Genomic DNA, 20,088 nt, shown 5'->3' on the forward strand with positions numbered 1-20,088 from the left:
CCGGGTTTCTATGGCGCCACGAACAGATCAGCCGAATGTGCTCTCGGCGTCAACTCTGTTGGGGGCGAGCCGCTGATAAAGCGCTACGGCGAGGCCATGGCCCAGCCAGTAGAACGGTGCCGTCACCAGCATGGCAACACCGGTCGAAACGCCGCGAAGGATGGCACGGCTGGCATCGGCGTCCGGGGGTGCGCCGGTATAGAAGGAGAAGACACCCTCGAACCCCATCGCATACATCACGCCGGTGGCAGCCAGGGTCAGGATCAGCCAGGGAATGAGCTGCAGGAAAATCCAGAGCAGCGCGATACGCGACACATGTTTCGACGTCCACGGCCAGCTGCGGAAGATGGTGAGGTCGCGTTCCGCAACCGTTGCGACACCGAACAGAAACAGCCGCAGGCCGAGCCAGACCAGCCCTGCGGCCGCAATGAGGAGGAGAAGGTACAACACCACAGCGCCGCCCGAGGAAGACAGGGCGCGGATCGACTCCCATACAGCCTCGGTGGAATCGAGGGTCTCGGACGGGTCATACCCCGTGCTGCCGATGAGCACGCCAGCAAGGATCGAAAAGAAAAGTGTCAGCAGGAACAGCAGGACGAAATACAGCCCGTAAACCGCCAGATTGGCGAGGAATAGCCGGATCGCGTCCGAGATGACACTGCGCGTGCCCGCCTCCGGCAGGAGCTTCCGATACATGTCAGCTGACCAGAAACAGCCGACAAAGACGGTGATCAGCCCCGTCAGCATCCACAGGAAGATCAGCTGTCCGCCATGGCTCGCAATCGTATTGAAATAGCTCTGCATGCCCACCGCCACTACAAACAGGATCAGCGCAGGCAGCGTACTTAGCGACACCTTTCGGGCATGGCCGAGCGTGTCACGTGTGAGAGAGGACGTTGAAAGGGAAGCGGCTGTCATGATCAGCCGTGTTCTGGCGTCGTTTCGCCAGTTTCGCAACAGGCCTGGCTGCCAAAGAGATGCCGGGACGAGCCTGCGCCCGCCCCGGCTTCAGAATGTGTCAGCGCTGACAATCAGTCGTCGCGCCGGGCGTCCGGAAGGCGATCATTGATGTCGTCGCGAATGTCGAGCAGCGTCACGATCAGGCCGCAGACAAGGCTGGCAGCGATCCAGCCGACCAGTGCACCTATGGCGATCTCCACGGCACGGGCCGGTGTACCTTCGAGACCAAGCAGGTCGCCTGCAAACGCACCCTGCTGGTACACGCCCATCAGGATACCGGCGACAATGATCGCGATATAAGCGACGTAGACCATCGACCGGAAACTGTTGATGATAAAGAACTTCATGGGTGTCCCCTTTCAACCAATATGGGAAGGCAGGTCGTCAGTGCGGCCGACCTTCCCGAAGTAACTTAGCTCAGCTTGCGCCGCACGTCATCGCGGCTTGCATCGCGAACGACATGAACTGCCCCTGCTCTTCAGGCGTGAGGTCTTCCATCATCGATTCTGCGGCTTCTTCGCCCTCTTTGGCGGCCTTGGCGAGTTTGCCATAGAGGTCGTTGCTGAGGTTCTTTTCTGCAGAGTCCGCCATGCATTCGCAGGTTGCCTGTTCGGTCGAGCCATCTTCCATGCAGGCATCGACCAGCGCGGCGCGATTGCCGCCTCCGCCGCCACCACAGGCCGCGAGACCAAACAAGGTCGCTGAGACAAAAACGATATTTTTCATTGGGCGAACCCCTTCCTCATTCGATTACAGAGGCGAGGTTTTCACGATTTTCGCAGGCTGGCCAGAAAAAAACGGCTCACTCACGCCTGAGCAGGCGATCCAGCTGGAACCTGTTGCCGAATGTCTTCAGGAAAGCGGCCTTCACTTCAGCAGGATCATAATCCTCATTGACCCAGTCCAGAAACGGCTTCGGCGTGTCTTTCGTGTCGGTCAGATAGGCGTCGAAAAAGGCGTCCAGCATACCGGTCTTGCCGGATTTCACATGCAGGTACCTGCCCGACAATTGCTGCATGGCCTTGGCCACCGGCATGCCTTGCCGGAAGATCATGTAGAGGGCGCTCATCAGGCCCGCCCGGTCCGCGCCGGACTTGCAGTGCATCAGCGCCGGATAATCGATCGTGTCGAACAGCTCCCGCGCGGCATTGATCGTCTCGACCTTGGGCGTATCGCGCGAGAACACCTGGAAATCGACAAGCGTGACCCCTTCCGCCTCACAGGCCTCCTTCTCCAGCAGGTAGTAGCCCTTGGTGCTCTCGCCGCGCAGATTGATGATGGTTCTGATGCCGCGCAGCCTTGCATGTTCACGGACCTGACGCGGATTGGGCTGGTTGGCCCGCCACATTTCCGGGCTGATCTGGTGCAGGTTCTGGAAGCTCTCGCGCAGGAAGCCATGATCGCCGAGCACCAGTTCCCGCTCTGCGCGCTCGCGCCCCTTCGGATCGCTGAGATCAGCCGCGATGTGCGGCGCCTTTTTCTTCTTGCGCTTTTTTGGGCCAGGGGTCTGATCGTTTTGCGTCATGCACAGCGCCTATCGAAGCCTTCCAGACAAGGCAAGCGAGCCCCGCAGGCAGTCCAGTCTGCCACGCCAGCCTAAACAAAGCGGTAACCTCGGTTCGCTAGCTTTCAGGTTCGAGTTTTCGGCCAAGAGCGCCCTGGATCCGACAGATGACTTTCCTTTCTGCGTCTCGCGCCTGTATTGCATCGCTCATTGCTGCCTTCATGGCAGTGCCCGTCGCGCATGGCTTCGGTGTCGGCCTGCAACCGACCACCATCGAAATGGCAGCAGAACCCGGCACCCGCCAGCGCCAGGTCATCAACATTGCTAACGTCGATCAGGGAAAGACGGTCTCGCTCACTCTCGGCCTCGCCGACTGGACCCTCGACCGCAACGGACAGATCGAGCTCGCCCCGCCCGGAGAGCGCGCGGAGTCCGCATCCGACTGGGCCCGTTTCAGCCCCGCCTTCGTGACGCTTGAGCCCGGCGAAAGCCAGCAGGTCATTGTCGATATTATTGTGCCGGCCCAGCTTGAACGCCCAGGCGACCACCGGTTTGCCCTGCTCGCTTCGACACTCCTGCCGGACAGCCGGGCCGGACAGTCCGGCCTCTGGCGCAAGTTCCAGATTGCGAGCCTGTTCTATCTGACCGCCGCCCCGGCGGTGAGCAGCCCAGCCGTCCGCGATGCCCGTTTTTCGCTGACGTCCCAGGGAAATCAGGTCATCAACCTGATGATCGAGAACACAGGCAACGCCCATGCGCGTCTTGAAGGCAATGTCCTCATTGAAGGCAAAGGCAAGCGTGTCAGCATCCCGATTTCGAACCTTGTGGTTCTCGATGGCACCGTGCGCGAATTCGAAGCGCCCGTGACAGCCCCCCTTCCCGCCAATCCGCAAGTGACCGTATCTTTCGAGAACATCTTTGCGCCTCAGTCGGCGGAAGGCGCGATGCCGGTCAAGACGTATTCGGCGCCCCTTACAGTCACCAATGCCAGGCTTGCCCTGCAGGACGCAGCGCCTGTGCTAGAACAGGAATAAAACCGGGGAGCAGGCTCTAACGCGCAGCGTCGCGCCGATAGCCAAGCCCCTCCAGCATCGACACGGCCTCATAGAGCGGCAGACCGACAATCGCCGTATAGGAGCCGTTGATGCTCTTGATGAGCGCTGCCGCCGGCCCCTGGATGGCGTAACCGCCCGCCTTGCCGATTCCGTCCCTGCACGCGACATAGCGAGCAACATCCTCATCCGTAAGCCGCTTCAGCACGACCCGCGCCGTCACGACCCGCACCGACTGCCTGCCATCGGGCGCAATCACGCTGATGCCGGTGAGGACCTGATGAGCCCGGCCGGAGAGGAGACGAAGACAGTCTGCGACCTCCTCATCACTTTCCGCCTTGGGCAGCATGCGCCGGCCAAGCGCCACAACCGTGTCACCGCCCAGCGTGAACTGGCCGGGCGCATGGACCGCACGCGCCTTCTCGCGAGCCAGCCTGTCGGCCAGCTCTCTTGGCGATTCATTTTTGAGAGGGGTCTCGTCAATGTCGGCGGGAGCGACGCTGTCTGGCCGGATTCCGGCCAATTCGAGCAGTTGTCGTCGCCGCGGGCTCGCGCTCGCCAGCACCAGAGGCGCGCGCGTCTCGGCCATCCTACTTGAAACGGTAGGTGATCCGGCCCTTGGTCAGATCATAGGGGGTCATCTCGACGAGCACCTTGTCGCCCGTCAGGATACGGATGCGGTTCTTGCGCATCTTGCCGGCCGTATAGCCGATAATCTCGTGATCATTTTCGAGCTTCACACGAAACGTCGCGTTTGGAAGCAGCTCCATGATCGTTCCGTTGAACTCGATTAGTTCTTCTTTTGCCATTGGCACTCCTGTATCGGCCGCGGAATCGGTTCCGCGGCGCATATATAGGGGCGGTTCGTAACTTTCGTCACCTCGAAGAGCAAGTCGTTATCATCACAACGGGAGCAATACGTAGCGTCGATAACCGCTTGGATACCATTTGTGATTACTTCTGGTTGTGAAGCTGCGAGAACGGATACGAATGCTTGAGATGGTTTTGACCCACAAAGGCCTGCCACCAGAGGCCGTCTACCTCAACTTTCGCAAGCTGCTCGACAACATCCCGTCCGCTTACATGGTGATGGATCGCAACCTGCACATCGTGTATGCCAACCCCGCTTACATGCAGACAGTCGAACGCAACCTGTCGGAAATCTTAGGCAAGCATATCTTTGCCAGTTTTCCGGATACGGAAGAGCGCATGCAGACGGTTGAAGCTAAATTTCTGGAAACGCTCAAGGGTGAGATCACCCGTCTCGAGCGCCAGTATTTCCTCCTCACCCGATCTGATGGATCAACCAGCGAGAAATGCTGGCAATGCGTCCAGACGCCCTATTACGGGGCCGATGGAGAAGTCGCCTATATCATCCAGAACGCCGAAGACATCACCGACGCCGAAGCGCTGCGCAAGAAAAACCTGATGATCGCCGCAGAGCTCGATCACCGGGTGAAGAACCTTTTCTCCGTCGTTCAGGCCGTTGCGTCCCTGGCCGGCCAGGGATCGCGCGACATTGACGAATTCCGCGAACAGTTCAGCTCCCGCCTCAACGCCATGAGCCGGACCTATTCGGCGCTGTCGAACACCAATTGGGATGGCCTCCTGCTCAGCGACATCTTCGAACACGAACTCGAGCAATATGGCGGCGTCGGATCCGACCGCATCAAGATGACGGGTCCCGAGGTCCTGCTCGGACCGAAGTCGAGCCAGGATGGCTCCATGATCATCCACGAACTTGCCACCAATGCCGCCAAATATGGATGTTTCAGCGACCCGAACGGTCGGCTGCACGTTTCCTGGCAGGTGGACCTGTCAGCTCAGACGCTTGCCGTGGAATGGTCCGAAACCGGACTGAGCGGAATTACAGAACCGACGCAGACGGGCTTTGGCACTCAACTCACGGACTTCATGCCCAATATCAAGGTGGAGCGCGTCTACCGCGATGAAGGCCTGCTCGTTCGCACCGTTGTGCCGCTGCCGATTGCCGCCCGGTCCGCTCTTCGGAACATCTAGCCTTAAGGTGCCCGCGTCTGTCCCGCATGCAGGGCGCAGATCAGCGTGAACAGCCGCCGCGCCGTGTCGAAATCCACCTCGATCTTGCCTTCAAGCCGCTCGGCGAGCAGCTCTGAGCCCTCATTGTGAATGCCGCGCCGCGCCATGTCGATCGCTTCGATCTGGTGCGGAGACTGAGTCTTGATGGCGCTGTAATAACTCTCGCAGATGAGGAAATAGTCGCGGATAATTCCCCTGAAAGGCGAAATGGACAGGATGAATGTGTGCACATCCTCGCCCTCTTCCGACCGGACCTGAAACACCAGCTTGCGCTCCATCATCGACAGGCGCAGCAGATACGGCCCGCCATCATGGTCGATGACGCCGAAACTGTTATCCTCGATCAGGTCGAATATGGCGACGCGGCGCTCATGCTCAGCGTCCGGGCCACTGCTGCTCAGCGTCTCCTCATCGATTTCGACGGAGATGAGACGGTTGTCAGCCATGACCTCCGCCTTCATTCGTTCGAATGGACACCGACCGGGCATGCGCCGGAAGGCCCTCTGCTTCGGCCAGGCGTAGCGCAGCAGGTGCCAGCGCCCCGAACCCTTCCCTGCCGGCGCGCTGGACGCTCATCCGCTTCAGGAAGTCATAAAGCCCGAGACCGGAGCTGAACCGCGCGGCCCGGCTGGTCGGCAGCACATGGTTTGAGCCCGTTACATAATCCCCCAATGCCTCAGGTGTGTGATGACCTAAAAACACAGCCCCCGCATGGCGGATGGATGGCAGCAGGCTGTCGGGGTCTGCAATTGCGAGCTCCAGATGCTCGGCTGCAATTTCATTAGCAATTTCAGCAGCTTGCTCGAGAGACCGTGCTAAAATTATCGCACCGTGCGCATTCCATGCTTCGCGTGCGCGCAATTCTGTGGACAAAGATTTCAACTGCTTTTCCACAGACTTATCCACAGACGTGCCCACAGCCTTGTTCACAGTTATCAGAATCGACTGTGAAGATGCGTCATGTTCAGACTGGCTGAGCAGGTCCGCAGCAATCCAGTCGGGGTTTGCCGTCTCGTCAGCGATGACCAGGATTTCTGAGGGACCGGCGATCGTGTCGATGCCCACCACGCCAAAAACCTGGCGCTTTGCTTCGGCGACATAGGCATTTCCGGGCCCGACAATCTTGTCGACCGGCTTCAGGTGCCCGGCCCCGAAGGCCAGCGCGGCAACCGCCTGCGCTCCGCCGATCGGGTAAAACTCATCAACCCCTGCCTTGAGCGCAGCATAGGCCACAGCTGGAGATAGCTGTCCGCCCGGCGCGGGTGCCGTCATCACAACCCGTTTTACCCCGGCAATCTTGGCCGGAACCGTATTCATAAGGACGGAGCTCGGATACGAGGCCAGTCCGCCAGGCACGTAAACGCCGACGCTGTCCAGCGCCGTCCAGCGCCAGCCAAGCTCAACCCCCGCATCGTCAGTGAACTGGTGGTCGTCCGGACGCTGTTTCTCGTGATAGGCCGCAATACGTGCGGCCGCGAAATCGATCGCCTCTTTCAAATCCGCCGGGCAGCCAGCCGCAAGCGCATGAAGATCGACATTGTCCGACTGCAGTGTTGTCGGGTCGAGAACCAGCCGGTCGAATTGCGAGGTGTAGCGCGCAACGGCCTCGCCGCCATTCTCGCGTACATCCCTGATAACCTCCCGCACGGTCTCGGCGACATTCTCGACAGCGCCGCGCGGCTCTTTCAGGAAGGCCTGAAAGACATCATCGAAATCGCGGGCCGTGGCGTCGATCCAGCGCGCCATCAGCGGCGCCTCCGCTCATGGCTGGGCGTGTGGCGTGTGGTCCATTCATAATCACTGTCGAGCAGCGTCACATCCAGCGCCTCGACCTTCAGCACCAGTTCGCCGTCACCGGCAAACATCAGCGTCAGCGTGCCGCCGGGCGGCTCGTCATCGGGCGTGAAGCTGAGGCTGAGCAGCGAATACACCATGTCGGGATCAGCCGTCCGGCTGATCCCGCGCGCTTTCACTGACAGCACGCCGTCAATCGCCAGTAGCGAGCGTATCCGCGTCTTTGGGCCGAGCGCCCTTATGCCGGTCGCCTCTTCCCACCGGAAGCGATTGAGCTCGATGGCAAATCGCCTGCGGCGAGCCTCGAACTTCAGGTTTTCGGCCTTTGTGACAGAATCCTGCAGACTCGCCGAGATCACGGTGAGATCGTCTGCATCTTCTGCAATCAGCCTGAGCGGCTTTGACTCTGCCATTGGCTCATCAGCCCCTATTCTTCCTCGGCGCTCACGCGGCGCACATCTGCGCCAACCGCGGTAAGCTTCTGTTCCAGCCTCTCAAAGCCGCGATCGAGATGGTAGATGCGGCTGACTTCAGTTTCACCTTGGGCAGCGAGCGCGGCAATGACAAGAGAGACAGACGCGCGCAGGTCAGTCGCCATGACAGGTGCGCCCTTCAGCGCATCAACACCCTTCACGATTGCCTCATGACCGCGCACCGAAATATTGGCCCCCAGCCGTGACAGTTCCGGCGCATGCATGAAGCGGTTCTCGAAGATATTCTCGCGAATGATCGATGTGCCATCGGCCAGCGACATCAGCGCCATGAACTGTGCCTGCATATCCGTCGGAAAGCCGGGATGCGGCGCGGTGTCGATATTCACTGCGTTGAGCTTTGAACCGTTGCGCTGGATGCGGAGCGTCCTTGCATCCTTGTCGGCGTCCACAATGATACCGGCATTGCGCAGCGCATGGTTGACCGCGCTCAGCGCCGCCACCGGCGCATTGGTCAGCGTCACGTCTCCGCCCGCTGCCGCAACCACCATGGCATAGGTGCCAGCTTCAATCCGGTCGGCCATCACATCATGCGTCGTGCCGTGCAGTTTCTCCACGCCTTCGATCGTTATCGTCGCCGTTCCCGCACCGGACACTTTCGCTCCCATGGAATTCAGGCAGTCGGCAAGATCGGCAATCTCCGGCTCGCGCGCAGCGTTTTCCAGCACGGTCTCGCCATTGGCGAGCGTCGCTGCCAGCATGGCGTGCTCGGTCGCGCCGACCGAGACAAACGGGAAGACGATATGCGCGCCCTTGAGCCCGTGAATGGCCGCCGCTTTGACATAGCCCTGCTCGACCAGCAGGTCAGCGCCCATCGCCTCGAATGCCTTCAGATGAAGATCCACCGGCCGCGCCCCGATCGCACATCCGCCGGGCAGCGAGACCGTCGCATGACCATAGCGCGCCAGCAGTGGACCCAGCACATTGAAGCTCGCCCGCATCTTCCGCACCTGTTCATAAGGCGCGATGGTCGATGTCAGCTCCGCCGCGTTCAGGTGACAGGTCGCATCTCCCTTCGGCCAGTAGACCTCGACCCCGAGTGTCGAGAGCAGCTGAGAGAGAAAGCGCGTATCGGCCAGGTTCGGCATATTGGTCAGCGTGACCGGCTCCGGCGTCAGCAAGGCAGCCGCCATGAGCTTCAGCGCTGAGTTCTTCGCGCCGGAAATCGGGATCGTCCCGGAAAGCGGTTTCCCGCCAGAGATTTTGAGTCTGTCCATGGCGAGCCGTTATAGTGTTGTTGTCGGCGCGGAAAAGGCAGGAATGCGGCTGAGGCGTCACAAGTCTTACTGAAAACGCAATGGCAGGCTTTTCAGCCCTCGAATTCCGGCGCGCGGGATCCATTTCAGCGCATTCGGGTCGCCATCTATTGCAAGGCCCGGAAAGCGGTCGAACAGACAGTCGAACGCAGCCTGCGCCTCTGCCCGGGCGAGATGCAGGCCAAGGCAGATGTGCGGTCCGCCGCCCCACCCCAGATGCCTGTTTGGCCGCCGCTTGAGGTCGAGTTCGGCGGGATTATCGAAAACACGCGGGTCAACATTGGCTGAAGCCAGCAGGGCGAGCACCCTCTCTCCGCGCTGCAGCGCCTGACCATGAAGCATGAGGGGCGCCCGCGGGTGACGCGGCTTGGTCATCTGGACGGGGGTGCAATAGCGCATCAGCTCATCGACGGCGACGCCGCGAGCGTCTTCGTCACCGGCGCGGTACTCGTCGGCCTTGCCGGGCTGCGTCAGCAGCGTCCACACCGCCGACGAAATGAAGTGGGATGTCGTCTCCTGCCCCGCTGCAAAAAGAACGAACACCATGGCCAGCAGCTCGTCATCGCTCATCTTCTCACCGTCTTCGCCGGCATGGACAAGTTCTGACACCAGCCCCGGTCTCGGCTCAGCGCGCACGCGTTCAAATTCCTCGCGCATCGCTGCCTGCGCCGGTTTCAGCTTCATGACGGCCCGAATCATCGCGAAGGCAGATGTGCTGCCGGCGATCCCCGCCATGACATTCTGCAATCGGGTGCGTGCGTCCCGGCTGAAGCCAAGCAGGTCGAAAATCACACGCTGCGGCAGTTCGCGGCATAGCCCCGTCACAAGGTCCCGCGCGCCCGTGCGCAGCATCGTCTCGACAATCTCCTCACACGTCTCGCGGATGACCGGCCTCTGGACATCGATCGCCACGCGGTGGAACGGCTCGTCAACAAGCCCCCGCAGCCGCCGGTGGTCAGGATCATCCATGGTAAGAAGATTGCTCGCCATGATCTTCAGCGATCTGGGCAGGAAGCGCAGCCCGAAGGCACTCTTGTGCCCCGCATTGCGCGCATCGACAGCAAATTTGTCCTGATCCTTCAGAAGCGCCTGGCATTCGGCATGACCAAGCAGGAGTTTGAGGCGCCCGATAAAGGGCAGTTTCGTCTGCGCCCAAGGGCCCTCTTCCATCGCGGCGAGCAGCTGCTCATGCGGTGCCCGCAGATAGTCCTGGCTCGTGAGGTCAAGGAACCGCATCAGCCGTGATCGCCGGACCCCCGGTCCGGCGGCGGTGCCTCCTTGGCCTTCCGGGCGGCCTGCTTGCGTCGTCTCAGATTATCGCGAAGGGCCGATTTCAGCCGCTCTTCACGCGCTTTCTCACTGTCTTTTGCAGCCATTTGTTCAGTGATCCTCCCGAAACGGTCTTTTCATCATTCCCGGCTTGAGCTAAGGGCACCCCACCAGCTTATACGCCGCGGTAGCTCAGTGGTAGAGCGCATCATTGGTAATGATGAGGTCGACAGTTCAATTCTGTCTCGCGGCACCAGCTTTTTCCTCAGACACAGCAGCGCTTTGCCCCACCTGTTGGCGTGAGACCACTACAATTTTTGCAGGCAAGCCTGTCTCCTCAAACCGGCACAAACGAAAACAAGTCTTGCGCCAAAACCGGTAGCGAGAGGCATATGTGTCCCTCATGCCACAGTTTCGCCCCTTTCTCACCCGGACATAACAAATTGGTCATATTCAGGTTGACGCAATCTTTGGCGCGCGAATAGCGTGCCAGACAGAGCTGCTCGGGCGTCGATCAGTCTCATAAATTTGTCAGGGAAGGCCGCAGCGTCTGGCAGCAATGCCAGTCGCTGCGGCGCTTAAGGAGGAGGTCAATTTGACCCAAGATATCTGGAAGAAAAAGCTGTTTGCGACCACGCTTCTGGCGGGCGTTGCAGGCGGCATCTGGGCCGGCGCCGCCGTCGCCCAGGATGCAGAGACGGATGAAGACGAAATCGTCGTCATCGAGGAAGTTGAAGCAGACGACGAAGCCCGTCAGGAACGCGTTGTCGTAACCGGCTCGCGTTTGCGCCGCGACAGCTTCACCAGCGTTGCACCTCTGCAGGTCCTTACCGGCGAAACCGCAATCGAAGCCGGTCTCATCGATTCGTCTGAAATCCTGAAATCGGGTACGTCGGTTCAGGGTGTCCAGCTCGACACGAACGTCAACTCCGCATTCGTCACCAATGGTGGCCCAGGCGCGTCCAACGTCAGCCTTCGCGGCCTCGGCTCGGACCGAACACTGGTCCTCGTTAACGGTCGGCGCTTTGCACCAGCCGGTGTGGAGGGCGCTCCACAGCTTCCAGACATCAATCTCATCCCGTCTTCGATGATCGCCCGCGTGGAAACCCTCCTCGACGGCGCGTCCTCGATCTATGGTTCCGATGCTGTTGCCGGCGTGCAGAACGTCATCCTGCGGGATGAATTCGATGGCATCGCGTTCCAGAGCTTCAATCGTGAACCGCTGGAAGACGGCGGCAAGACCGAGCGTTACAGCGTCATCATGGGCGCCACCGGTGACGAGGGTAAATTCGTCCTCTCCGCCGAGTACCGCGCTCAGGAAGCCCTCTACCTCAAGGACCGCGACTGGCAATACGACGACAATGGCGTCGCCTGTTCTTTCGACTATGAGCGTGCCGATGACGGCTCGACCTACAAGCTGTGTGGTGGTGCCGTTGGAGCCGCTGAATTCATCACGCTGACCACGCCATTTGGCACAGGTCCGGAAATCATCCCGGGCTGGTTCCGTCCAAATCCGGCTCAGACGTCCAATACCTACCTGACGCGCGCAAGCCTCATGGAAGCCAACGACAACCTGATCCCGGAACAGACGATTTTCAACGTGTATGGTCTTGGCGACCGTGATGTCGAAATCTTCGGCCACGACACCAATGCTTATATGGAAATGTCCTACGCGAACAGCCAGACTTTCGTCCGCAATGGTTTCCACGGCCAGCTCTTCCCGACTGTGTCAGCCGACAATCCAACAAACCCGTTCGGTGCGTTCGGCATCAACGCGACGCCGGTTATCTTTTCGCCGATCAAGCGTTCAAATATTGATGTCGACATCACTCAGACCCGTTTCACCGGCGGTCTGCGCGGTGCGCTCGACTTCGTGCCATTCCTGAACAACTGGGAATATGACATCTTCGGTCAGTATTCACGGTCGGTGGGCGACTCGGTTCGCCCGGCCGTTCTTGAGGAGCGCCTTTACCTCTCGCTCGCAACGACCCGTGACGACGGCACCGGAACACTGGTCTGCGGCAATCCGAACCCGGACAATTTCGGTTTCGACTCGCAGCAGACTTGTGTGCCAATCGACCTGTTCGCCCCATCATTGTACTCGAACACCAACCCGCAATTCGCTACCCAGCGCGAAGCTGACTACATCACGGGTGAGCGTTCGGTCACAACCAAGGTTGACCAGATGCTGTTTGGCGGCTTTGCCACGGGTCCACTGTTCAACCTGCCAGGCGGTGAAGCCGGCGGCGTGATCGGTTTCGAATACCGTGAGGACGGTCTCGACTCCGGTACGGACACCATTGCTGCAACCGGCGGTGCTGCAGGCTTCTTCGCTGACCGCCGTTCGACCGGCCAGGTCGGCATCTGGGAAGCATACGGCGAAGTCGAGCTTCCGCTTCTGGCTGATCGGCCGGGTGTCGAAGACCTCACCGTCAACCTGTCCGGCCGTTTCGTAAACCACGAGTTCTTCGACAACGAGTTCGTTTACTCCGGCAAGATCGGCTATAGCCCGGTCGAGTACTTCACGATCCGCGGCACCTATGGTACGTCGTTCCGTGCACCCGGCCTGCGTGAACTCTTCCTCGGTGGCCAGTCCGGATTCACCAGCGGCAACAATGACCCTTGTGTGGTTCCAATTGCTGCCCGCGTGGACCACGACAACGACCCAGGCACGCCGCCAATCTACGATCCGACCAATGACACCCGTCAGGCCATCGTGATCTCGAACTGTCAGGCTGAGGGCGTTGATCCATTCAGCCGTGGCCTAGCTGGCGTCTCCTCCATCGAGACGTTCCGCGCAGGTAATGTTGGCCTCGACCCTGAGACCTCGACCGCCTGGACTGCTGGTTTCGTGTTCGAACAGCCGTTCACTGACGCGTTCGACGTCTCTCTGGGCGTGACCTACTACGACATCGAAGTTGAAGACGCACCGGTCATTCCAAGCACATCCTTCATTCTTGGTCAGTGCTATACGTCGACTTCGTTCCCGAACGACCCATTCTGTCAGCAGCGTGTTCGCGACCCGAACACAGGCGCTCTGGCAGAGGTCAACATCACGCCGTTCAACCTCTCTGGCTTCGGCACGTCAGGTATAGACATCAACCTCCGCACGGATGTTGACTTCTCCCTTGCGGGTCGTGACTGGACGTTTACGACAGATACGGTTGCCACCTACTCCGACAAGGTCGAGAATCAGGTCTTCTCTGACTCGCCGGTTCAGAACTTCGTTGGTGACACTGGCTTCCCGGAATGGCGCGCCAACCTGAACGCACGTCTCGAAACCGGACCGATCTCGTTCTTCTACGGCCTGCAGTATATCGGTGCCGTCGATGCGGATCGCTACGCAGAAGATGGCGAACTGTTCGGCACCGCACCAGACGCTCGCGACTACACGCTGCCAAACGGTGCGCGCGTTCCGACGACATCTATCGTTTCGGCGATCGACGATTACTTCCTGAGCACCTTCTCGGTGGAGTACACGGGCGATACGTTCAACGCGACGATCGGTGTGCGTAACCTCTTCGATGAGGATCCACCACTGGTCGACCAGAATGCCTGGAACCCAACCCTGATCGGCAACGTGCCGGCAGGTGCAGGTTACGACATCCTTGGCCGCAGCGTCTTCCTGCAGCTCACCAAGGAATTCTAAGGCTCAGCCTGGAACTGTAGAAAACCGGAAAAGGCGGGCCTTTGGGTCCGCCTTTTTCTTTGGGCGGTCGGCTTATGGGCCAGTCGCCCCACCCTGCTTGGGCCCGCGGTCGCCGAACCACCAGAGGGTTGCCGCCGTCGCCGCGAAGGTTGCGGTGTCGGTGATCGCGCTCCGCCCTGCCTCGTCGGCGCCGAGCCAGATACCGCCAGCGATCAGCCACAGCAGCAGCGTCAGCAGCGGCCGCGTCAGCCCGCGCACGGCATCGACCCACCGATAGCTCGAGGCAATTGCCGCCTCCGCCTCGATCGAGGCGGCCAGCCCGGTCCAACTGCCGCTGGTTTCGGCGAGCGCCATCTCCGCCTCGGTCTCTGCCGCATGCGCCCTGTGTTGCAGCTCCAGCAGCGCCGTCTCATGGCGCCACCTTGCCCGCTCATGCGCCTGTCTCTGGCGCGCCTCGAAAAAGCCCGCGAACCGGCCAAGCACCGTGCCGACCAGACCAAAGAGTCCGCCGCCCGCCGCGCTCGCCGCGAGGCCTGCTACCTCTTCCATACCGCCTTGCTCCCTGGATAGTACCAGCGCGTCGGCCGCGCCCGCCTGTCGACATGAAGGAAGGTGCGCGCCAGTCCGAGGCCGGTGAACCCGGCCTGCCCAGCCGCTCTCAGCAAGGCAAACCGGTCATGCCCCGCAAGGGCAATATCGGCCGCGATGCGCTTGTGCTGCGACAGGGGTGCGCCGCCGACGGCGGCATTCCAGCCAGCACAGCGATGCCCGGAAGTGATGATCAGCGGACTGCCGCGCATCGCCGCCCGCAACGTCTCCAGCGCGTCGAGAAATTGCGCATCGTGCCAGTATTCACCGCCGCAGAACCGCCCACCACACCGACAGGAAAGTTCGGCGATGGAGAAGTTCGCCCAGCTCCAGTCTGTACCAAGGGCCGTCTGCGCGGCTGCACCCGTTCCGAAAAGCATCCTTCCTCCTTTGACGGAGGTCAGGATAAGGCGTGCCCTGGCCCGGTCGGACGCGACCAGCCCGATCGCAGGACTGACGGGCGATGGCGCGGGGAAATCGCCGCCCCGGCCCTACAGTCCGGTCGCCGAGCCCGCTGAACCCATCACCACAAAAGTCTGCACGGCGGCAAAGACCATGGCAAGCAGGAAGGCCACGCCAATCGAAGCGAGCGTATAGACCGTCGCCTTGTCCGCAGGCGGCTTCATCAGGCGCGGAACGCCGAGAAACAGCAGGTAGAAGGAATAGAGCCCGAGCAGCGTCAGGAAGCCGAGAAATGGCAGGAGCATGAAGATCCCCGCGAGCCAGCTTGCCGTCGGCGTATAGGCAGACACCTTGAACGCCCGGTCAAAATCGGCCTCGGCGCCAAAATAGGGCGCGAGCTTTGTCAGGATGAAGGCGAACACGAAGACGCCCGCAATCGAGGCGGCAAAGCTGTAAAGGATCCCTCCAATCACCAGGTCGAGCGGAAGCCGGCCAATCCCGGGCACACCGATCAGCGTCTGGCCGATCAGCGCAGCGACAAGCGGGATCGCCGCCAGAGGCAGCACATAACCGATCAGGACAGCCTGCTTGTCCAGCGGCTCGGCCTCGATCACGGCCCATTCCTCGGCCGGTTTGAGAATCAGATTCCTGGCGCGATCAATCAGTGTCGTCATAGCCCCCTCCTCGCCTGCAGACCCGACCGCAGGCTCAATAGAGGAAACGGATACCGAAATTGCACTTTACGCAACAGGAATTTTTGGTCAGCCCGCCGGAGCGAAGGCACGCCCTCTGGAAAGGGCAGCGACGGCGTCATCATATTCCCGCGTCAGGCGCGCGACAAAGTCGGCTGTCGGCATGCGTTCGGTGACCGCGCCGATGCCTTGTCCGCAGCCCCAGATATCCTTCCACGCCTTGGATTTCTGGTTGCCGCCCGAGCCGAAATTCATCTTGCTCGGATCGCTTTCCGGCAGATTGTCAGGGTCCATGCCGGCCGCGATGATGGATGGCTTCAGATAATTGCCATGCACGCCGGTGAAGAGGTTCGAATAGACGATGTCGTCGGCGCCATACTGCACAATCGCATCCTTGTAGCCGTCGACCGCATTGGCTTCGTCGCACGCAATGAAGGCAGAGCCGATATAGGCAAAGTCGGCGCCCATGGCCTGCGCCGCCGCGATCGCCCCGCCATTCGCGATGGAGCCTGAGAGCGCGAGCGGCCCGTCAAAGAACTTCCGGATCTCCTGGATCAGCGCAAATGGCGACAGCCGCCCGGCATGGCCGCCAGCACCGGCACACACGGCGATCAGGCCATCTGCGCCCTTTTCCAGCGCCTTCCTGGCAAACCAGGTATCGATCACATCATGCATGACGATGCCGCCATAAGAGTGGATCGCATCATTCACCTCGACCCGCGCGCCGAGCGAGGTAATGATCAGTGGCACCTTGTATTTGACGCAGAGCTCGAGGTCTTCCTCAAGGCGATTATTGGTCTTGTGGACGATCTGGTTCACCGCAAAGGGTGCAGCCGGCTTGTCCGGATTGGCCTTGTTATATGCGGCGAGCTCAGACGTGATCCGGTCCAGCCACTCATCGAGCTGCGAGATCGGCCGCGCATTGAGCGACGGGAAAGAGCCGACAACACCCGCCTTGCACTGGGCGATCACGAGATCCGGATTGGAGATGATGAAAAGCGGCGAGCCGATCACCGGCAGGCGCATGTTCTGGAGCACTTGTGGCAGGGCCATGGGCAGGATTTCCCTCTAGACTGTTTCCTCTTAGCCAGAAATAGCCCCGTCACCCTGCCCGGCAAGATGTGACGTTGGGAGACGGTGTGCGCAACGGCGAACCCGCAGGCGCGCTGATAGCGGCGGGAAAACACACGCTGCGGCCTGTCGTCAGTCAGAGCTGGAATGGGCCTAACGGATCGCAAAACTGTGATCGCAGGGTGTACTCTAGGCCGAGAGGTCCAGCGCCCCGCCGCCGAGATAGCGCAGCACCGCCTGCGTGCGGCTGTTCACGTCGAGCTTCCCGAAACATCGGCGCACATAGGTGCCGACTGTATGTTCCGACACGCCCAGCATCGCGGCGATCTCGCTATTCGTCTTGTTTGCCACCATGGCGACCAGGACTTGCCGTTCGCGATCTGAAAGCGCGGCCCCCTCAATCCGCGCAATTTCGAGGTATCGGACATAGTATTCCGTGAACATAAGCTTTATCCGCCGCATCTCCGCCACCGTCATGTCATGACGCTCCTCGCGGAAGGCAGCCACAAAATAGGCAAATGCGCCTGGCTTGGCATAGACCGGTGTGGTCACGGCGTCTCGGAATCCGGCCGCCCGCATGACGTCCAGGACGCGCTCTCCCTTTCCGTCAATGCTGAGCGAGGGATAGATTTCAAGGAAATGCACGGGCACACCAAGCGTCATCGACGCATACATGATCGGATCTTCACCGGCCATGTCGGAGCGATAGGCGTTGCGGACCTCTGGCGGCCAGGACGTGATGATCGGTTTCTGGATGGTGGTGACGTCACCTCCGAACGGAAAGGCATAACCTGACACGGCCGCGACGCCGCGATCATCCATCATCTTTAGCAATATGGCGTCTAACGCCTCGGGGTTCGTGGCTTCGCACACCGCGTTGACATAGTCCGACAAGTCCATTTTTCAGGCTTTCCTGGCGCCTCTCCCATCCTTAACCATTGCCGTAGCAAGGCCCCGCGTCAACGTAAAAGTGAACAGCACAGACCGTCCACAAGGGCTGCGGGCCCCATGGTCAAGCGGATAGTTTCAAGATAGCTGGCATCCGGTGCTAATCACCCCTCAACATCATAAGTTCACGCAGGAGATCACACCATGGCGCCTGTCAGCCGGATCGACACCATCTTCGTACCCGCAACCGATACCCGGCTGGCGGCGGACTGGTATATGCGGCTGTTCGAGATGAAGGAGATTTTCGAATCTGCAGGCTATATCGGCCTGCGCTTTGACGGGGATGGCCGCGGCGAGACCGCCATCACCCTTTATCCAGCCTGCAAGATTGACCGGGATGCCCACTACGCCTTCAATTTCGCGACAGGCGATGCCGACGCCCTTCACGCCCTCCTCACATCGGAAGGTCTCGAAGTGACGCCAATACAGAGCGCCGGAGCGATCCGCTATTTCGACTTCCGTGACGTTTTGGGCAATTGGGTGAATGTGTGCGAGGCTTGAGGCACGCCAACGCCCAGGATCGCGAGCCTTCCCGGTCAGGCGCTTGCACGCTGCGCTTCCAGCCATTATCAGAACCACTGAAGCAACCACACCTGAAGGAGCCCGACAATGGATTTCGCACGCACCCTTATCGCGCTGCCCATCCATTCTTTCCGGACTCCTTTCCATGACCGCCTGTCTCACCCTCGACAATCTCGCCCTCGCCACGCCTGACGGCAAACCGCTTTTCGACAATCTGACCGTCTCTATTGGCCGCGAATGCGTCGGCCTTGTCGGCCGCAATGGCTCTGGCAAATCCACCCTGCTCAGAGCGATCGAGCAGGACACCGCTCCCCTGCGCGGGACCATTCATCTCAACGCCCGCACCGGACGCCTGCGCCAGCGCTTCGATGAAAGCCTGACTGTCGCCGAAACCATTGGCGTCGCAGGCGAGCTTGCGCGCCTCGCCCGCATTACGGCCGGACACGGCACGCCGGAAGATCTTGATCATGCCGACTGGACGCTGGAGCCCCGCCTTGAGCAGGCCTTCGCGCAGATGGGCCTTCCGGGTCTCGACACAGGCCGCAGGATCGCATCGCTCAGCGGCGGCGAACGCACGCGCCTTGCCATGGCCGGCCTGCTTCTGGATGAGGTGGACCTCCTCCTGCTCGATGAGCCGACCAACAATCTCGACGCCGCCGGCCGCGCGGCCATTGATGACCTCATCCGGGCCTGGCCCGGCGGCCTGCTGATTGCGAGCCACGACCGCGCCCTGCTCGAACAGGCAGACCGGATCGTCGAACTCTCGCCCATCGGCTGCACCGTGTTCGGCGGAGGATGGAGCGAGTTTGCCGAAGCGCGCTCAGCGGCTCGTGCCCGCGCCGCTGCGGAAGCGGAGCGCGCCGCCAACACGCTGAAGGCCACCGAACGCAAACTGCAGCAGGCCCGCGAGAAGCAGGAAAAATCCGACTCGCGTGGCCGCGCCGTCCGCACCCGCGGCGACCAGCCGAAAATGCTGCTCGACAAGCGCCAGGAACGCGCCGAACAGACCGCCGGACGCGGCAGTGACCTCGCCCACCGCCAGCTCGGCGCAGCGAGTGACGCGGTTGCCGCAGCCAGTGCCCGGCTGGAAATCGTGACGCCGCTCAGCATCGACCTGCCGTCACCCGACCTGCCATCCAGCCGCCAGCTTCTGAAACTGGAAGATGTCTGCGCAGGCTTTGGCGGCCGAACCCTCTTTGGGCCACTATCGCTGGAGGTTCGCGGGCCGCAGCGCATTGCCATCAAGGGGGCGAATGGCTCTGGCAAGTCTACCCTGCTCAATCTTATCCGTGGACGGATCGCCCCGGCCTCCGGCACTGTCACCCGTCTCACCAGGCGCATCGCCATCCTCGACCAGCATGTCGCCGTGTTCGACCCGAACACCTCCCTCCTGGAGAATGTCCGCGCCCTTCTGCCAGCGCTGAACGAGAATGACATCCGCGCCCGCCTTGCCCGCTTCGCGTTCCGGGGCGAAGCCGCCCTCCAGCCGGTGGGCACATTGTCAGGCGGAGAGCGCCTGCGCGCCGGCCTCGCCGTTGCCTTTGCAGGCGGCGAGCCGCCAGAGCTTTTCCTCCTCGATGAGCCAACCAACCATCTCGACATTGAAAGCGTCGAACTGCTCGAAGCCGCCCTGAAAGCATGGACCGGCGCGATTATCGTGATCAGTCACGACACAGCCTTCCTCAACGCAATTGGCGTGCAAAATGTCATCACCCTGTAACGCCGCGAATTCGCGGGCTATAGCAGTTAAGTACCGCACGGTTTATCCGTGGGGTCCATCATCGGTCACTTCGTAATTGCGGACAGGAGGAGATGGGCACCACGGACAAGCC

At 60.9% G+C, this 20,088-nt stretch carries 22 protein-coding genes and 1 tRNA gene; 6 read left to right on the plus strand and 17 right to left on the minus strand.

The features are described 5' to 3' along the window. Nucleotides 1–27: 27 nt before the first annotated feature. From B8746_RS12620 to B8746_RS12635, 4 genes are all read right to left on the minus strand, one after another. Nucleotides 28–918 (minus strand): hypothetical protein, encoded by an 891-nt coding sequence (locus tag B8746_RS12620; RefSeq protein ID WP_084394007.1) that lies wholly within the window; start codon nt 916–918, stop codon nt 28–30. 113 nt (nt 919–1,031) lie between these two features. Beyond that, entirely contained in the window at nt 1,032–1,307 is a 276-nt protein-coding gene (locus tag B8746_RS12625; RefSeq protein WP_084394008.1) for a hypothetical protein, read from the minus strand. 70 nt (nt 1,308–1,377) lie between these two features. Then, the gene (locus B8746_RS12630; RefSeq protein WP_084394009.1) at nt 1,378–1,686 is read right to left on the minus strand and encodes a hypothetical protein; all 309 of its coding nucleotides are present in this window, start codon (nt 1,684–1,686) and stop codon (nt 1,378–1,380) included. Between the two features lie 76 nt (nt 1,687–1,762). Beyond that, nucleotides 1,763–2,485 (minus strand): protein tyrosine phosphatase family protein, encoded by a 723-nt coding sequence (locus B8746_RS12635; RefSeq protein ID WP_084394010.1) that lies wholly within the window; start codon nt 2,483–2,485, stop codon nt 1,763–1,765. A 146-nt stretch (nt 2,486–2,631) separates the two neighbouring features. On the opposite strand from B8746_RS12635, the gene B8746_RS12640 reads away from it, so the two are divergent. Further along, nucleotides 2,632–3,498, plus strand: coding sequence for a fimbrial biogenesis chaperone (locus B8746_RS12640; RefSeq protein WP_084394011.1), 867 nt, complete (start codon nt 2,632–2,634; stop codon nt 3,496–3,498). 16 nt (nt 3,499–3,514) lie between these two features. Here the strand turns inward: B8746_RS12640 and B8746_RS12645 are convergent, their stop codons facing one another. Both B8746_RS12645 and infA read right to left on the minus strand, forming a co-directional pair. Next, nucleotides 3,515–4,105, minus strand: a complete 591-nt coding sequence (locus B8746_RS12645) for a Maf family protein (RefSeq protein ID WP_084394012.1) — start codon at nt 4,103–4,105, stop codon at nt 3,515–3,517. Between the two features lies 1 nt (nt 4,106). Then, on the minus strand, nt 4,107–4,325 hold the full coding sequence (gene infA, locus B8746_RS12650; protein ID WP_084394245.1) for a translation initiation factor IF-1: 219 nt from the start codon (nt 4,323–4,325) through the stop codon (nt 4,107–4,109). 196 nt (nt 4,326–4,521) lie between these two features. Between infA and B8746_RS12655 the strand changes: the two genes are divergently transcribed. Next, the gene (locus B8746_RS12655) at nt 4,522–5,535 is read left to right on the plus strand and encodes an HWE histidine kinase domain-containing protein (protein ID WP_158084627.1); all 1,014 of its coding nucleotides are present in this window, start codon (nt 4,522–4,524) and stop codon (nt 5,533–5,535) included. Between the two features lie 2 nt (nt 5,536–5,537). Here B8746_RS12655 and B8746_RS12660 read toward each other — a convergent pair whose 3' ends face one another. The 6 genes from B8746_RS12660 to B8746_RS17260 form a co-directional block, all read right to left on the minus strand. Then, nucleotides 5,538–6,020 (minus strand): UPF0262 family protein, encoded by a 483-nt coding sequence (locus B8746_RS12660; RefSeq protein WP_084394014.1) that lies wholly within the window; start codon nt 6,018–6,020, stop codon nt 5,538–5,540. Continuing rightward, nucleotides 6,013–7,320 (minus strand): histidinol dehydrogenase, encoded by a 1,308-nt coding sequence (hisD, locus tag B8746_RS12665; RefSeq protein WP_084394015.1) that lies wholly within the window; start codon nt 7,318–7,320, stop codon nt 6,013–6,015. The genes B8746_RS12660 and hisD overlap by 8 nt, the downstream gene beginning before the upstream one ends. Then, complete coding sequence (locus B8746_RS12670) at nt 7,320–7,781, minus strand: DUF2948 family protein (protein WP_084394016.1); 462 nt, start codon at nt 7,779–7,781, stop codon at nt 7,320–7,322. Before B8746_RS12670 ends, hisD begins: the two co-directional genes overlap by 1 nt. 14 nt (nt 7,782–7,795) lie before the next feature. Continuing rightward, nucleotides 7,796–9,076, minus strand: a complete 1,281-nt coding sequence (murA, locus tag B8746_RS12675) for a UDP-N-acetylglucosamine 1-carboxyvinyltransferase (protein ID WP_084394017.1) — start codon at nt 9,074–9,076, stop codon at nt 7,796–7,798. Nucleotides 9,077–9,142: 66 nt separating this feature from the next. Next, nucleotides 9,143–10,351: a cytochrome P450 gene (locus tag B8746_RS12680; protein WP_084394018.1), complete on the minus strand. Its 1,209-nt coding sequence runs from the start codon at nt 10,349–10,351 to the stop codon at nt 9,143–9,145. Beyond that, nucleotides 10,351–10,491, minus strand: a complete 141-nt coding sequence (locus B8746_RS17260; protein WP_188657360.1) for a hypothetical protein — start codon at nt 10,489–10,491, stop codon at nt 10,351–10,353. Before B8746_RS17260 ends, B8746_RS12680 begins: the two co-directional genes overlap by 1 nt. A 74-nt stretch (nt 10,492–10,565) precedes the next feature. On the opposite strand from B8746_RS17260, the gene B8746_RS12685 reads away from it, so the two are divergent. Further along, nucleotides 10,566–10,640 (plus strand) — tRNA-Thr (locus B8746_RS12685). 339 nt (nt 10,641–10,979) lie between these two features. Beyond that, complete coding sequence (locus B8746_RS12690; RefSeq protein WP_158084628.1) at nt 10,980–14,033, plus strand: TonB-dependent receptor plug domain-containing protein; 3,054 nt, start codon at nt 10,980–10,982, stop codon at nt 14,031–14,033. A 72-nt stretch (nt 14,034–14,105) separates the two neighbouring features. On the opposite strand, the gene B8746_RS12695 is transcribed toward B8746_RS12690, so the two are convergent. The 5 genes from B8746_RS12695 to B8746_RS12715 form a co-directional block, all read right to left on the minus strand. Beyond that, nucleotides 14,106–14,582, minus strand: a complete 477-nt coding sequence (locus tag B8746_RS12695; RefSeq protein WP_084394020.1) for a hypothetical protein — start codon at nt 14,580–14,582, stop codon at nt 14,106–14,108. After that, nucleotides 14,570–15,001 carry a D-Ala-D-Ala carboxypeptidase family metallohydrolase gene (locus B8746_RS12700; protein ID WP_084394021.1) on the minus strand — a complete coding sequence of 144 codons (432 nt, stop codon included), beginning with the start codon at nt 14,999–15,001 and terminating at the stop codon, nt 14,570–14,572. Before B8746_RS12700 ends, B8746_RS12695 begins: the two co-directional genes overlap by 13 nt. 111 nt (nt 15,002–15,112) lie before the next feature. Further along, nucleotides 15,113–15,697, minus strand: coding sequence for a Yip1 family protein (locus tag B8746_RS12705; protein ID WP_084394022.1), 585 nt, complete (start codon nt 15,695–15,697; stop codon nt 15,113–15,115). An 87-nt stretch (nt 15,698–15,784) separates the two neighbouring features. Beyond that, on the minus strand, nt 15,785–16,768 hold the full coding sequence (locus B8746_RS12710) for an NAD(P)H-dependent flavin oxidoreductase (RefSeq protein ID WP_084394023.1): 984 nt from the start codon (nt 16,766–16,768) through the stop codon (nt 15,785–15,787). A gap of 207 nt (nt 16,769–16,975) precedes the next feature. Continuing rightward, nucleotides 16,976–17,686, minus strand: a complete 711-nt coding sequence (locus B8746_RS12715; protein WP_084394024.1) for a helix-turn-helix transcriptional regulator — start codon at nt 17,684–17,686, stop codon at nt 16,976–16,978. Between the two features lie 192 nt (nt 17,687–17,878). Here B8746_RS12715 and B8746_RS12720 point away from each other — a divergent pair, with 192 nt between their 5' ends. Together B8746_RS12720 and B8746_RS12725 are read left to right on the plus strand one after the other, a co-directional pair. Then, nucleotides 17,879–18,235 (plus strand): VOC family protein, encoded by a 357-nt coding sequence (locus B8746_RS12720; protein ID WP_084394025.1) that lies wholly within the window; start codon nt 17,879–17,881, stop codon nt 18,233–18,235. 166 nt (nt 18,236–18,401) lie between these two features. Beyond that, nucleotides 18,402–19,976, plus strand: coding sequence for an ABC-F family ATP-binding cassette domain-containing protein (locus tag B8746_RS12725; RefSeq protein WP_084394026.1), 1,575 nt, complete (start codon nt 18,402–18,404; stop codon nt 19,974–19,976). Nucleotides 19,977–20,088: the final 112 nt, after the last annotated feature.

The organism is Henriciella pelagia, assembly GCF_002088945.1.
Classification (GTDB): domain Bacteria; phylum Pseudomonadota; class Alphaproteobacteria; order Caulobacterales; family Hyphomonadaceae; genus Henriciella; species Henriciella pelagia.

Coding starts and splice junctions, on each gene's coding strand:
- B8746_RS12620 (WP_084394007.1), bottom strand. CDS start 918: ATGACAGCCGCTTCCCTTTCAACGTCCTCTCTCACACGTGACACGCTC.
- B8746_RS12625 (WP_084394008.1), bottom strand. CDS start 1,307: ATGAAGTTCTTTATCATCAACAGTTTCCGGTCGATGGTCTACGTCGCT.
- B8746_RS12630 (WP_084394009.1), bottom strand. CDS start 1,686: ATGAAAAATATCGTTTTTGTCTCAGCGACCTTGTTTGGTCTCGCGGCC.
- B8746_RS12635 (WP_084394010.1), bottom strand. CDS start 2,485: ATGACGCAAAACGATCAGACCCCTGGCCCAAAAAAGCGCAAGAAGAAA.
- B8746_RS12640 (WP_084394011.1), top strand. CDS start 2,632: ATGACTTTCCTTTCTGCGTCTCGCGCCTGTATTGCATCGCTCATTGCT.
- B8746_RS12645 (WP_084394012.1), bottom strand. CDS start 4,105: ATGGCCGAGACGCGCGCGCCTCTGGTGCTGGCGAGCGCGAGCCCGCGG.
- infA (WP_084394245.1), bottom strand. CDS start 4,325: ATGGCAAAAGAAGAACTAATCGAGTTCAACGGAACGATCATGGAGCTG.
- B8746_RS12660 (WP_084394014.1), bottom strand. CDS start 6,020: ATGGCTGACAACCGTCTCATCTCCGTCGAAATCGATGAGGAGACGCTG.
- hisD (WP_084394015.1), bottom strand. CDS start 7,320: ATGGCGCGCTGGATCGACGCCACGGCCCGCGATTTCGATGATGTCTTT.
- B8746_RS12670 (WP_084394016.1), bottom strand. CDS start 7,781: ATGGCAGAGTCAAAGCCGCTCAGGCTGATTGCAGAAGATGCAGACGAT.
- murA (WP_084394017.1), bottom strand. CDS start 9,076: ATGGACAGACTCAAAATCTCTGGCGGGAAACCGCTTTCCGGGACGATC.
- B8746_RS12680 (WP_084394018.1), bottom strand. CDS start 10,351: ATGCGGTTCCTTGACCTCACGAGCCAGGACTATCTGCGGGCACCGCAT.
- B8746_RS17260 (WP_188657360.1), bottom strand. CDS start 10,491: ATGGCTGCAAAAGACAGTGAGAAAGCGCGTGAAGAGCGGCTGAAATCG.
- B8746_RS12695 (WP_084394020.1), bottom strand. CDS start 14,582: ATGGAAGAGGTAGCAGGCCTCGCGGCGAGCGCGGCGGGCGGCGGACTC.
- B8746_RS12700 (WP_084394021.1), bottom strand. CDS start 15,001: ATGCTTTTCGGAACGGGTGCAGCCGCGCAGACGGCCCTTGGTACAGAC.
- B8746_RS12705 (WP_084394022.1), bottom strand. CDS start 15,697: ATGACGACACTGATTGATCGCGCCAGGAATCTGATTCTCAAACCGGCC.
- B8746_RS12710 (WP_084394023.1), bottom strand. CDS start 16,768: ATGGCCCTGCCACAAGTGCTCCAGAACATGCGCCTGCCGGTGATCGGC.
- B8746_RS12715 (WP_084394024.1), bottom strand. CDS start 17,686: ATGGACTTGTCGGACTATGTCAACGCGGTGTGCGAAGCCACGAACCCC.
- B8746_RS12720 (WP_084394025.1), top strand. CDS start 17,879: ATGGCGCCTGTCAGCCGGATCGACACCATCTTCGTACCCGCAACCGAT.
- B8746_RS12725 (WP_084394026.1), top strand. CDS start 18,402: ATGACCGCCTGTCTCACCCTCGACAATCTCGCCCTCGCCACGCCTGAC.